Source organism: Pseudomonas sp. LPB0260, from assembly GCF_013388395.1.
Genome location: NZ_CP058247.1, coordinates 692,718 through 705,207, shown reverse-complemented (window position 1 = coordinate 705,207; position 12,490 = coordinate 692,718). Strand labels below are relative to the sequence as shown.

General features: G+C 64.3%; 9 protein-coding genes and 1 pseudogene. 2 read left to right on the top strand and 8 right to left on the bottom strand.

Annotated elements, in window-relative coordinates; all coding sequences use genetic code 11:
• Positions 1–16: 16 nt before the first annotated feature.
• The 7 genes from LPB260_RS03025 to LPB260_RS02995 form a co-directional block, all read right to left on the bottom strand.
• Positions 17–793, bottom strand: a complete 777-nt coding sequence (locus tag LPB260_RS03025) for a TSUP family transporter (protein ID WP_208707165.1) — start codon at positions 791–793, stop codon at positions 17–19.
• Positions 794–827: 34 nt separating this feature from the next.
• Positions 828–1,034 (bottom strand): 4-oxalocrotonate tautomerase family protein, encoded by a 207-nt coding sequence (locus tag LPB260_RS29275; protein WP_371926106.1) that lies wholly within the window; start codon positions 1,032–1,034, stop codon positions 828–830.
• Between the two features lie 50 nt (positions 1,035–1,084).
• Positions 1,085–1,483, bottom strand: a complete 399-nt coding sequence (locus tag LPB260_RS03015; RefSeq protein ID WP_208707163.1) for a rhodanese-like domain-containing protein — start codon at positions 1,481–1,483, stop codon at positions 1,085–1,087.
• A 66-nt stretch (positions 1,484–1,549) separates the two neighbouring features.
• Positions 1,550–2,467, bottom strand: coding sequence for a hypothetical protein (locus LPB260_RS03010; protein ID WP_208707162.1), 918 nt, complete (start codon positions 2,465–2,467; stop codon positions 1,550–1,552).
• A 104-nt stretch (positions 2,468–2,571) separates the two neighbouring features.
• Entirely contained in the window at positions 2,572–6,894 is a 4,323-nt protein-coding gene (locus LPB260_RS03005; RefSeq protein WP_208707161.1) for a non-ribosomal peptide synthetase, read from the bottom strand.
• Between the two features lie 45 nt (positions 6,895–6,939).
• Entirely contained in the window at positions 6,940–7,902 is a 963-nt protein-coding gene (locus LPB260_RS03000) for a diiron oxygenase (RefSeq protein ID WP_208707160.1), read from the bottom strand.
• 40 nt (positions 7,903–7,942) lie between these two features.
• The gene (locus LPB260_RS02995) at positions 7,943–9,274 is read right to left on the bottom strand and encodes an aspartate aminotransferase family protein (RefSeq protein WP_208707159.1); all 1,332 of its coding nucleotides are present in this window, start codon (positions 9,272–9,274) and stop codon (positions 7,943–7,945) included.
• A gap of 717 nt (positions 9,275–9,991) precedes the next feature.
• On the opposite strand from LPB260_RS02995, the pseudogene LPB260_RS02990 reads away from it, so the two are divergent.
• Together LPB260_RS02990 and LPB260_RS02985 are read left to right on the top strand one after the other, a co-directional pair.
• Positions 9,992–11,067 (top strand): annotated as a pseudogene (locus tag LPB260_RS02990) (diguanylate cyclase domain-containing protein); the annotation flags it as partial.
• Positions 11,050–11,982 (top strand): putative bifunctional diguanylate cyclase/phosphodiesterase, encoded by a 933-nt coding sequence (locus LPB260_RS02985; protein ID WP_371926161.1) that lies wholly within the window; start codon positions 11,050–11,052, stop codon positions 11,980–11,982. The pseudogene LPB260_RS02990 and the gene LPB260_RS02985, both read left to right, overlap by 18 nt.
• 174 nt (positions 11,983–12,156) lie before the next feature.
• On the opposite strand, the gene LPB260_RS02980 is transcribed toward LPB260_RS02985, so the two are convergent.
• Positions 12,157–12,333: a hypothetical protein gene (locus LPB260_RS02980; protein WP_208707156.1), complete on the bottom strand. Its 177-nt coding sequence runs from the start codon at positions 12,331–12,333 to the stop codon at positions 12,157–12,159.
• Positions 12,334–12,490 lie beyond the last annotated feature (157 nt).

Sequence of the window (12,490 nt, the reverse complement as noted above, 5' to 3'; positions counted from 1 at the left end):
CATCGAGTCCCGCCGCTCAGAACCAGGCATTGGCCAGTTTCCACAGTGTCGCGCCGCACAGCATGACCAGCATGACCAGCAGCATGCGGCGGATGTAGGCCGCTCCCCGGCGGATCGCCGCCCGACTGCCCAGCCAGCCGCCGAGCGCATTGGCCAGGATCATTGGCACGGCCACTGCCCAGACAACCTTGCCAGCCCAGATGAATGCGGCCACGCCACCGACATTGGTCAGCAGGTTGATCGGCTTGGTGGTCGCGGTGGCGGCGAGCATCTCCAGCTTCAGCCGTGCATGCTTGACCAGCACCAGAAAGACCCCGGTCCCGGGCCCGGAAAAACCGTCGTAGAGCCCGACGGGCATCAGGTTGCAGATGATGCGCGCGGATGACGGTGGCGGCCCGCCGCCGCGTGTGTCGGTCCTGACCAGCAGGGCCGCCAGCAGGGCGACGATCAGGCAGCCGAGAATGCACAACTCCAGCAGCCAGTCGGGGGTGAGCATGGCCAGGTGGCTGCCCAGACAGGCGGCCAGCAGGCAAGGCAGGGCCGCCACCCGGACGATCCGCCAGACCACCTGGCCGCCGAGCATATAGCGCACGGCGGCGCTGGCGGTGCCCATCAGGGCTACCGCCTTGTTGGTTGCCAGAACGTTCACCGGCGGCATGCCGGAAAGCAGCAGGATGGGCACCTGGATGATGCCGCCGCCGCCGGCGATGGCGTCCAGGTAGCCGGCCAGCAAAGCACCGAGCACCAGGACGGCCAGCCATCCGAGGGCCATATCCGGCAGCATCAGCTCCATTCGGGGCCGCCTTCAACGGACCGGCACAAGGGGCTCACAGACCCAGTCGCCTGCGCCGTTCGCTGACCTGTTCGCCGCCGCTGCCCCAGTTGTCGGTGTTGACCTCGTCGATCACCACGAAGGTGGAGGCCGGGTCCTTGTCGAGCACATCCTGCAGGGCCTGGGTCACGCGGGCGATCAACTCGGCCTTCTGTTGCCGGGTGACACCGAGGTCGGTCACTTTGATATTCACGTAAGGCATGGTCTTCTCCTGATTGCGGAATTCCGCGGGGCGTTTGTCGGGCGCCGGGGTCAGTTGCAGCCGCAGCTCTCGGCTTCCAGTGCGGCGCTGTCGAGGGCGCCCTGGGTGGGGAAGCCGCTGCGCTTCCACCATTCCAGGCCGCCGATCAGTTCCTTCACCCGGAAACCGAGCTGGGCCATCTTCAGCGCCCCAGCGGTCGATGCGTTGCAGCCGATGCCGTCGCAGTAGACGACGTAGAGCACGTCGCGGCGCAGGCCGGCGGTATGCTCGGCGGTCATCTGCTGGTGCGGGAAACTGATCGCCGCGGCGATGTGTTCACGGCAATAGGCCGGCGCCGTGCGGGCGTCGAGCACGACGACGTCATCGTCGTTCTTCTGCGCCTGGGCCAGGTCCCAGGCATCGATTTCGTAGGCTAGCTTGCTGGCGTAGTGGTCAATCTGCGGCTGCATAGGTGTCATCCTTGGTTGCGGTCGGTGGACCCGGCAGGCCGTGGGCGCCGCCGGGTCGGGTGGCACTCAGGCGAAGATGTAGCGCCGCTCGCGATCGGCGTCGAAGTAGGGGCTGTCGACGATCAGGCTGCCATCCTCCTTGCAGATCTCCAGATGGAACTTGGTCGGCCCGGCGTAGCCGTAGTGATCGCGCGGGATCTCGATGCTCTTGGCGCGCGCCAGGTCGTAGCGCGAGTCGTCGGCGATGAAGCGCAGGGAGAATGCGTCACGGGTCTGCAGCTCGCCCTCGCCGAGCGGCACGCTGCGGTGGATCACGTACTTGTCGAAGAGCAGCGCGTCGCCCAGCTCGTAGTCGTCCTCGACCGCGAAGTACTCGAGCAGGCGGCCGATACCGGAGGAGTTGAGCGGTTCGTCGCGAAGCGCGACATAGTCCTCGAAGGCGATGCCGCCGGACTTGATGCGCTCATCCAGGCAGCGGAAGACCGCCGGGTCGATGAAGTCGTACATGAACTCGCCGGAGATCACGTCGCGCGGCACGTAGCGCATGCCGCCGGCCTGCCCCTTGGTGTCGATCCGGTGCAACGGTGCCCAGAGGGTGGTGGCGTAGTCCTCCGAGCGGTTGAAGCCGAAGCTCTGCGACTCGATGTGCCAGCTGAAACCCTTGCTCACGCCCTGCTTCAGACCGAAACCGACGCCCTGGGTGAAGAACAGGGTGCGTTGGTTGAGATCGCGCATGATCTGCTGGAACTGCGGATTGCCGAGCAGTTCGAAGATCACCTCGTCGTCGTTGCACAGGTCATAACGCAGCTTGTCGAAGCCCTTCTGATAGTGATCGGTCGGGGTTTCCAGTTCCTCGTTCACCCGCTTGCGCAAGTAGTCGATCATCTCGGCAGAGAACAGCTGCTTGAGCAGGACGAAGCCGGTTCTCTGGTAGTCGGCGATATGGGCTTCGGTCAGGCGAAATTTCTGGTTGAGCGTTTCCACAAAACACATCTCCATTGTCTATTTGATGGACCAGTTGAAATCTGCGGCGCAGCGACCGCCAACACGACGCAACGGCGCGCTAGCGGTTGCCCCGCCGGCAGGCGTCATACCTGCCGCTGCAGAATCCGCGACGTATCGACTGCTTCATAACTGCCGGGACGAAGCGCGAATACATGCTCTTTCTTCAGCTCCTCGATGAACGCGTCGAGCCATTCATCGCTGGGCGAGGTGAAGCCCCGGCCCAGGCGCGCCAGGGCGCGCAGCGTGCGGTCGTTGCAGTACTTGATGTTGCGGCGCTTGCGGCTGGCCCAGAACTTCCCGAGCAGTACATCCGGGTCCTGGCTGCCGCTGATGGCACGGAACAGCTCGGCGAAGTCGCGGTGGGCGCTGCGCTGGAATGAGCAGCCCGCGCGCTCCAGGGCGGCAAACAGGCGCTCCATGCTGACCTCGTGAACGCTGTCGACGTGGTAGGTACCGGGCGGCGACAGGGCATCCAGGGAAAGCGCCACGATGCCCGCGGCGACCTCGTCGACTGGCGAGAGAATCACCGGCTCGCCGAGGCTGGCCGGCAGTTGGCCGACCTTGACGCAGGCGGCGAGGAACTGCACCAGGCGGTTGTCCTTGGCATTGATCTGGAAGCGCGCGCTGCGCGAGTCACCGGAGACGTTGCCGGCGCGATAGATGAAGCCGTTGTTGCCCTGCAGGCGGAAGGTGTTGAGCAGGCGCTCGGCGCTGTATTTGCTCTGCTCGTAGTTGTTCTGGAATTCCTGGGCGATATCCAGCGAGTCCTCGGAGAAGAACGCCAGCTCCGGCTTGCCGTTGACCCCGCTGACCGCCAGGGTCGACATGTAGTGCAGGTCCTTGTGGCGCTGCAGCAGGGCGAAGGCGATGCACGACTCCACCGACTGCACGTTGCTTCTGGCGAACTCCTCCTCGGTCCCGAACAGGCGGGTGTCGGCGGCGAAGTGGTAGATGGCTTCGACCTGTCGGGCCAGCGCCTGGTAGGTCGCGTCGTCCAGGCCCAGCTGCGGCGCGCAGACATCGCCCTCGTGGATGCTCAGGCGCTGGTCGAAACCCTCCAGCTGGATGCCCGGGAAATACCAGGCGAACAGGCGCTGCAGGCGCGCCCGGGCGCTGCTGCCATCCTTGTTGCGCACCAGGCAGTGGATATGCGCGTCGGTGTGCACCAGCAACTCCTTCAGCGCATAGACGCCGATGTAGCCGGTGGCCCCGGTCAGCAGGATCTGGCGGTACTCGCGGTGCTTCTGCCGGTGCGGCTGGGCGATCAGCTGCTTCGGCGCGTAGTTGATCATCCCGGTACGGGTGCCTGGCTCCAGCAGCAGTTGCGGCGTGCGCGCCGAGAACCCGGCGAGGTTGCACAGCTCGCTGCCGATGCCGCGCACCAGCTCGTGCATGGCGGCGGCCTCGACCGAGCGCGGGAAGGACAGGTCCAGCACCAACTGCCCGGCAATCACCCGCGCGGTCAGCTTCAGCTCATGACAACGGTTGTTCTGGGCATGCCGCGCGCGGCCGAAGGAGAAGGGCGCCGGCACCAGGGCGAAGCGTTCGTCATGGGCGAAATCGACGTCGCCCAGGTAGTTGAAGCATACCGGCGCCGAGGGCGTGTAGCGGCCCTGCACCGCGGGCTGATTGAGGCCGTAGCCGACCCCGAGGTCGTGCACCTCGGCGAAGGCCCGGGAAACCGCCGCTATGGCGGCGGACAGATCGAGGTGCGGCAGGTCGAGCAGCAACGGGAAGGTCGAGGTGTGCCAGCCGACCACGCGACTGACGTCGGTGCTGTCGTCGAAGGTCACCCGGCCATGGCTTTCGACGTCGATCGCCAGGTCGCGGCTGCCGCGCAAGCGGGCCAGGCCCAGGGTGAAGGCCGCCAGCAGGAGCAGGTGCAGCGGCGTGCCGGAGCTGCTCACCAGGTCGCGGAGCAGGCGCTGGCTGTCTTCGGCGCAGAAGCCGAGCCACAGCGTGGAGGCGGCACCCTCGACGTTGTCCTCGGCGAAATAGCGCGGCAGTGCGGCCACCCGCGCCTGGGTGCGGCGCAGCCAGGCGCTCTGCAACTGCTGCTTGTGGCCCTCGAGGTGCGCCACCCAATCCCAGAAGGTGGTCGGGTTGGGCGAACGTGGGGCCGGTGAGCCGAAGTAACGGTCGCTGTAGTGGCGTGTCAGTTCGGCAATGATGATGCGCCAGGAAATCACATCCACCGCCTGGTGATGGGCCACCAGCAGCAGCAGGTCGTCGCCGGACTTGACCTTGAACAGGTGCACGCGCAGCAGCCGGCCTTCGGCCAGGGACAGGGACTGATGCACGCGGTCCGCGACCCGCTCCACATGGTTCTGGGTTTCCGCCTCGTTGCCGCCGGCGATGAAGGAAACGCTGAGCACGTCGTTGCCGTCCTGCTCGACGTGGCTGGCGTAGGGGCCCTGGGGATCGTCCCGGTAGGCCACGGCCAGCGCCGGGTGCTGTTCGAGCAGCTGGCCCAGGGCGCCGTTGAGCACGGCCATGTCGACCTTGTCGACGCTCCTGAGCAACAGCGCCTGGTTGTAGTGATCCGGATGCTGCAGGCGCTGCTCCATCAGTTCGCGCTGTGCCGGCGAGAACAGGTCCAGGCGTTTGAGGTCGCGGGCCGGCGTGTCTTGCGCCCCCTGTTGCTCGCGCTGTTCCAGGGTGCGCAGCAGGCCCTGTATGCTGGGGGCCTTGAGAAAAGCATGGGCGCTGACCGGGAAGCCCTTCTCCTGCAGTTCGGCGATCAGCTGGATGGCATCCAGGGAGTCGCCGCCCAGCTCGAAGAAACTCTCTTCCAGGCCCGCGCTCGTGCTGCGCAGGTGCTTGCAGAACACCGTACGGATGACGTGCAGGCGTTCATCACCCTGTTCACCCAGGTGTGGCTGCGGCTCCAGGTCCTGCTGCGGGTGCTGCAGCCGGGCCATTAGCTGCTCGCGCAGCAGGGCCAGGTGGGTCTTGCCGTTGGCGTTGCGCGGAAATGCGTCCAGGCGCAGCAGCGTGCCCGGAATCATGTGGGCCGGAAGCAACGCCTGCAGGCGTTGCTTCAGCCAGACCTCCGGCGGCTCGCGGCGCTCGCTCAACAGCGCCGCGACCAGGCGCTCGCGGCCGCGCAGTGGGAGCAGGAAGACCGCGGCATCCTCGACGCCGGCCACCTTGCGCAGGACGTTCTCGACATGCTCGAGTTCGACTCGGTAGCCGTTGATCTTGACCTGCCGGTCGATGCGCCCGAGGAACTGCACCAGGCCGCTGTCGTCCAGGCTGACCAGATCCCCGGTCTTGTACAGGCGCAACCTGCCCTCCGGCCGCTCCAGGTCAACGAAGGCGTTGGCCGTGGCCTGCGGATTGCCACGGTAGCCCTGGGCCACCGAGGGACCACCGATATACAGCTCGCCGCGCGCCGCGCTGCGGCGAAAGGCTCCTTGCTCATCGCGCACATAGAGCAGGGACTGGCCGAACGGCCGACCGACTGGAACGCTGTCGGCCGCCAGGGCATCGAGCTGGGCGAGGTCGATGACCGGGTAGGCCGTCACCCCGACCGTGGTTTCGGTGGGGCCGTAGTGGTTGAACAGTCGAGCGATCCGCCCGGACGCCAGTACGCGACGGGCCAGCGTCTTGGGCAGGGCTTCACCGCCGAACACCAGGTACTGCAGGTTGGGCAGCTCGACGCCCGCCGGAAACATGGCGTTCCAGTGCGAGGGGGTGATCTTCAGAAAGTCGATGCTGTGCTGCGTCAGGTAGTCGCGAAAGGCGCTGGGGTCCTTGCGCTGGGCGATGCTCAACAGGTGCAGGCAACCGCCGGTGGTCAGCGAGAGAAACAGCGAGGTATTGCCCAGGTCGGCGGCCAGGGTGCTGACATGGGCATAGTGCAGGCCGCCTCCGATCGCCAGGCACTGGCGGATCGCCTGGCTGTAGTGCGCAACGTTGCCATGGCTGACGCTCACGCCCTTGGGTTTGCCGGTGGAGCCGGAGGTGAACAGCACGTAGGCGCTCGTGTCGGCCGTCGGGCTGGTGCTCCTGCCGGGCTCCAGCGCCCGCTCGGCGGCGTGAATGTCCAGGGCGGCCACACCCATTTCGCGCAAGGCCAGCAGGTGCTCGCTGTCGCACAGGACCAGATCCGCCTCGATGGCCACGAGGCGTTGGTAGTTCTCCTCGCGTACCCCGTCGTCCTCGACGAAGCTGTAGGCGGCGCCTGCCTTGAGCGCGCCGAACAGCGCGACAATGGCATGGACGTCGCGGCTGGTGTAGATGGCCACCAGCGCCGCGTCGGGCAGTCCCGCGTGCATAAGGTGGCCGGCCATTCGAGAGGACAGGCGCTCCAGCTCGAAATAGGACAGTGACTTGCCGGCCGCCACCACCGCCGGCTGGAGGGGTGAGGACTTGCTTAGCTCACGCAATTTTTCTAGCAGCATTTCATCAGCTTCCTGTCGAAATCTGGCTGTCGGATGGAGCTCCGCCTAGAGGGCGACGCCATGCTGGACAAAGGCTTCGCGGGTCGGCGGATGGTCGAGCACGCCACAGCGCCGCAGCAGCTTGACCAGGTTGGCCTTGGTGGTGCCGACGTAGTCATTGAGCCTCTCGAGAAACTGCGCCTGGGTATCGGCGATGATGCTGTCTGCTTCGCTCGCGCTGAAACCGCAGCCAAGCAGGACCTTGCGGTCGAAGTCGCGCGCTTCGTCGCCAGCCAGGTAGTCGTCCAGGTAGGCCGGCAGCATGCCGCCGATGACCCGCTTGGTGTCTTCGGGCAGGCGCGCCCAGTGGGCTGTCATCAGGTTGGCGAAGTAGCTGGCGTGGCGCCCCTCGTCGGAGACGTGGTCGGTCATCACCTTGGTGAAGGCCTGCGAGGCTTCCTTCTCGCGGCCGATGCTGATCAGGTCCTTGGTCAGGGTATGCTCGGCCAGGGTCACCGAGATCAGCTGAAAGTCGCTGTGGACTGCTTCGGGCAGCTGCGCGAAGGCGCGGTGCACGGCGCTCAGGTTGCCGTTGGTCTGTGGTACCTCGAGCGGCTCGATGCCAGTCAGGTTCTTCATCTGGATGATGTAGTCCAGGGCGACGTGGGCGTGGTAGCCCTCGTCAATGACCACGGTCAGGGCGTTGAGCTTCTCCTGCTCGCTGGCCCCGGCGATCACGTTGTTGACGATGTTCAGGCTGCAGTCGATGACGAAACGGGTCTCCAGCAGGCCGATCTCGTACATGTACTGGTAGGCGGACTGCGCGAGCACGTAGGCCACGCCCGCGTTGCCGAGGGCCTGCACCTTGGGATGCTCGCTGAGGATCTGCCGGGACTTCGGGTAGGTGAAGTCGTCCTTGGCGGCCTCGGCGATGACGATGCGCGGGCTGTTCTTCACCGTGGCCGTGGCGTACCACTTGTTAACCGATTCGAAGAATTGACTGGCGTTGAGTTGGACGGCTGCGTTCATGGGTATCCTCCTTGACTATGGGGTGGGTGGCGGTGCGGGTTCAGAACGGCATCAGTACCGGAAAGGCCTTGCGGTGGGCGCCCAGCGCCTGGCTGACGGACTCACCGAGGGCGACGGCGAAGTCCTCGAGATCGCGGCTGCTGTGGGCGGCGGAAAGGAAGATCGGCTCTTCCAGCGACGGCGCCATGAGGAAGCCCCGGTCGAGCATCTGCCGGTGCACGGCGGTGTAGATCTCGTAATGCTGGGTCTTCACGTCCTGGTACGAGCGCATCGGCCTGTGGCTGTCGCGGAAGGCGACGCCGCCGAGGGCACCGAAGCGGGTGAACAGGAACGGGATGTTCTGCGCGTTGAACTGCGCGTGGATGGCGGCGTCGAGGATCTGCCCCTTGCGCTCCAGCTCCTCGTAGAACCCCGGCTGCGCCAGTACGTCCAGCGCCGCGTTGGCGGCCGCCATGGTCAGCGGGTTGGCGGCGAAGGTGCCGGACTGGAACACGCTGTTGCCAATGGCCACGTGCTGCATGAAGCGCGCCTTGCCGGCGTAGGCGCCGATCGGCGTGCCGCCGCCGATGATCTTGCCGAAGGTGATCAGGTCCGGGTCGATGTCCATAAGGTTGCAGATGCCGCCGAAGGTGAAGCGGAAGCCGGTGACCACTTCGTCGAAGATGAACAGCGAACCGTACTGGTCGCACAGCTGGCGGATCAGGCCCATGAAGCCTTGCTGGGGGCGGACGAAGCCCATGTTGGTGGCGTAGGGCTCGACGACCACCGCGGCGATGGCGTTGCCATGGGCCTTGAACAGGCTCTTGAGCTGCGCCTCGTCGTTGTACTGACACAGCAGCACTTCGCGGTTGAGGTTCTCCGGAATGCCCTGGGTCACCCCCTTGACCTTGACCCCCGAATCGCTCGGGCTGGCCAGCAGCACATCCGAGTGGCCGTGATAGGAACCGACGAACTTGACCAGCAGGTTACGTCCGGTATGGGCGCGAGCGATGCGGGTGGCGGTCATCACCGCCTCGGTACCGCTGCAGACGAAACGGATCTGCTCGATCGCCGGCGTGCTTTCGACGATGCGCTTGGCCAGGCGATGCTCCAGCGGTGAGGTCAGACCCACTACCGTGCCCTGGGCGGCCTGGCTGGCGATCGCCTCGACCACCTCGTCACGGGCATGGCCCAGCAGCAGGGCGCCGAAGGCGTTGAGGAAATCCGTGTAGACGTTGCCGTCGACGTCGGTGATCTGCGCGCCCTTGGCCGAGGCGGCGCAGATCGGCTCGCCGCCGACCTGGCGGAAGGCGCGCATGGGGGAGCTGACGCCGTCGGGGACTACCGTGCGAGCAAGTTCGAAGAGCTGAGCGGAGGTCTTTGTGGAGCGCATGCTGGTTAACTTCCCTATTGGTTCCTAGCGGTTCGGTTGCTCCCTCGGTACTTCGCTCCTCCAAGGGGGTGATGCGTTTGCAGCGCCGATTTAAATGTATCTGTGTTGCAAACACATGAACGATTAGAGACCGGAAAAAAACGCCCGCGCCATTCGAAAATTGCAGAAACGTGACAAGGGTCACCGTCGAGTTTTTCGAGGGCTTTCGCGCGTCAGGCGCCAGGTCCCGCGCCAGAGCGGCTGGAGAATATTCCGCGCGAATCGGCGTTGGCCTGCTAGCGGATGGGCCACATAGGCGTGGGGAGGGGCTGGGATGGCTCGTGGTAATCGCGCGGTACGCTGGCACGAGCGCTTGGTCAGGGGGGGCAGGTGTGCGTCTGGCTGCCGGCCAGCGCCCGGTGGCGAGCGCGAAGGTGGGATTCGGGGGCACATGAGCTCGAGCCGTGGGTCAAACCATGCAGATGAGGCTCAGGTAGATAATTGTTTTTGACGCCTGATAAATGCCGGCTAAAACTATCGTTACCCCGATTTACGGTAAGCAAATCGACTAGCTATTGAGGCGGCGAGACTGTCCCGTTGCCCGGCTCATTTCCCGGAGCAGGCGTTGTGTCGGGCCGGACATAGACAAGGCTGTTGTTTCTGTGGACCCCAATGTCGAGGCGGCGGGTGCCCTCGAGTCACTTTTCCTGCGGTAGTCGGCTCTAATCTGGGGTCAGAATGAAAATAAGAAACGTGTGGATTGCTGCGGGCGCGACCTTCGGGTGCTTGATCTTGGTCGCGGCAGCCATGGCAGCGGTAATGCGCTATTCCTCAACGCACCTGCTCGAGCGCGATGCAGAGCATACAGCCCTATCCTGGGCCGAGTTCGTCGGTGCGACAGTTCCAGATCTTGAGGAGTTGTTCAGCGACGGTGAGCTCACTGACCGGGCGCGCCAGAATCTCACCTATTTTCGACGCGTGCAGGAAGTGTTCCGCTTCAAAATGTTTAGTCCTGAGGGCAAGACCATGCTGGTCTCGGACGACCTGGATCTGCCCGCAGGCGCCGTGAAGACTCAGAGCAATATTGGCCATGGCAATACCGTCGTCCGCGAGCTGGTGCTTAGCGGCGAAAACGTAGTCCTTTTGAAGCGAGGTGCCGCAGGTCCTGGGCGTCCCGCCATCTTCAGCGAGGCCTATGTGCCTATTTCGCGGGGGCAGCGCATGATTGGGGTGGTCGAAGTCTATGTCGATCAGTCCGAACGTGCTGCCCGTATCGAGCAGGCCTTCACCGTGGTCGCGGGAGCGATGTTCGCGTTACTGAGCGCCATCGGTGTCGTCGGCAGCGTGGTATTTCACCGGCGCCTCGAGGCCGAGAGAGAAGCCGAAGAACGCATGCGTTACTTAGCACATCACGATGCGCTGTCTGGACTGCTCAACCGGACGAGCTTCGGCGAGGCCCTGCAAGAGGCCAGCTGGCGCCACGACGCCGGAGGGGCAGAGTTCTCGGTGCTCTGCATCGATCTGGATCACTTCAAGGACGTGAATGACAGTCTCGGCCACGCAGCCGGTGACGAGCTGCTGCGGCAGGTTGGCGAGCGCCTGCGTTCTCTGGTTCGGCACGGCGACCGGGTCGCGCGCCTGGGGGGGATGAGTTCGCCATCCTGCAGAGTGGTGTGGCCTCAGCCGACGACGTGATCACCTTGGCGGAAAAGGTGGTGGAAGTGCTGGCTCGGCCTTATGGAGTTTTCGGGCAGACAGTTCAATCCAACGGGTCGGTCGGCGCCGCCATCTATGGGATGGACGCCAGGACTGTTGAGGCGTTGATGCACAAGGCGGACTTGGCGCTATACCGCGCCAAAGCCGCCGGCCGTGGTACTTTCAGCTTCTATGACGAGACGCTCGACAAGCAGCTTGAGGAGCGCCGCGACCTGATCAGCGAAATGCGAGTGGCAATCGGCGGCGAGCAGTTTCGGTTGCACTATCAGCCCCAGTATTCATCGGACGGCAAGACCCTCAACGGTTACGAGGCTTTGCTGCGCTGGACGCACCCCACACTTGGCCCACTGACGCCAGATAAGTTCATCCCACTGGCCGAAGATACCGGGCTGATCGACCCGCTTGGCCGCTGGGTCTTGCGCGCCGCGTGCACGCAGGCCGCGCTGTGGCCTAGTGATCTGAGCGTGGCGGTCAATCTTTCTGCTGCCCAGTTTCGCCACGGTGATCTAGTCGAGATAGTCGCTCGCACCCTGGATGCCACTGGCCTGCCCGCCCACCGCCTGGAGTTGGAAATTACCGAGTCATTGCTGATGAGCAATACCGAGCAGGTGACGCAGGCGCTCAGCCGGCTCGTAGCCATGGGGGTGCGCATCGCCATGGACGATTTCGGCACCGGCTATTCGAGCATGGCCTACCTGTGGCGCTTTCCTTTCGACAAGCTGAAGATCGACCGCGCGTTCACCGAGAATCTGGATACCGATCCCAAGGTCGGCCTGATCGTCAGGTCGATCATTGCGTTGTCGCATTCGCTGGATATACGGGTCAGTGCCGAGGGGGTGGAAAAAGCTGAGCAACTCAAGGTCTTGCGCAAGCATCGTTGCGATGAGGTTCAGGGTTATTTGTTAGGGCGTCCAGTTCCTGACGATCAGTTGGTCCATCTAGGCGCAGCAGAGGCGCCTGATGGGATCGTTCAGGCTCAGAGCACTGCGGGAGTCGAGCCAGATTCGATGTAACAAGCCACTGAAGAGCTTTTGCATGGCTGTTAGCTGGGGCGATTGGGTTCTGCCCCATTTTTACGGGCGGTTTGGAAATGGGGTAGAACGCAAAATTCGGGGCGACTCATGGTGGCCGCGTCCGTATGAGCACATTCAAGCATGCTGGGCACTCTGTATGCGACGCTCACACCATCAAATCAGCAGGTAGATCAGCGTGAAGGCGCTAGCTGCAACCGCCATTGCAGTGAAGACCAGAGCGCCTTGCCTTGGGATGAATTCCAGCAGTGAGGTCAGAAACTGGCCCGAGAAGATGGCCATCGACAGGTAAGCTAAATTGCGGCCATGCCATGCGGCTGGTGTGCGCTCCAATCATGTGGTTCACCAGCGGACTCGAGAGGCCGAAGCCGATACCGGCACATCTCTCAAAAGACCATTCCGCTCGATGCCCGAACGGTAGGGAGTCATTGTCCATTTCTAACTCGGAAATCGTTGCGCGCGCGTGCGGGAAGGGCGGTAAGCCCTCAAC

What these genes read in the sequence shown, in the direction of transcription:
- LPB260_RS29275 (WP_371926106.1), bottom strand. Translation starts at nt 1,034, where the DNA reads ATGCCTTACGTGAATATCAAAGTGACCGACCTCGGTGTCACCCGGCAA.
- LPB260_RS03025 (WP_208707165.1), bottom strand. Translation starts at nt 793, where the DNA reads ATGGAGCTGATGCTGCCGGATATGGCCCTCGGATGGCTGGCCGTCCTG.
- LPB260_RS03005 (WP_208707161.1), bottom strand. Translation starts at nt 6,894, where the DNA reads ATGCTGCTAGAAAAATTGCGTGAGCTAAGCAAGTCCTCACCCCTCCAG.
- LPB260_RS02985 (WP_371926161.1), top strand. Translation starts at nt 11,050, where the DNA reads ATGGACGCCAGGACTGTTGAGGCGTTGATGCACAAGGCGGACTTGGCG.
- LPB260_RS02995 (WP_208707159.1), bottom strand. Translation starts at nt 9,274, where the DNA reads ATGCGCTCCACAAAGACCTCCGCTCAGCTCTTCGAACTTGCTCGCACG.
- LPB260_RS03015 (WP_208707163.1), bottom strand. Translation starts at nt 1,483, where the DNA reads ATGCAGCCGCAGATTGACCACTACGCCAGCAAGCTAGCCTACGAAATC.
- LPB260_RS03000 (WP_208707160.1), bottom strand. Translation starts at nt 7,902, where the DNA reads ATGAACGCAGCCGTCCAACTCAACGCCAGTCAATTCTTCGAATCGGTT.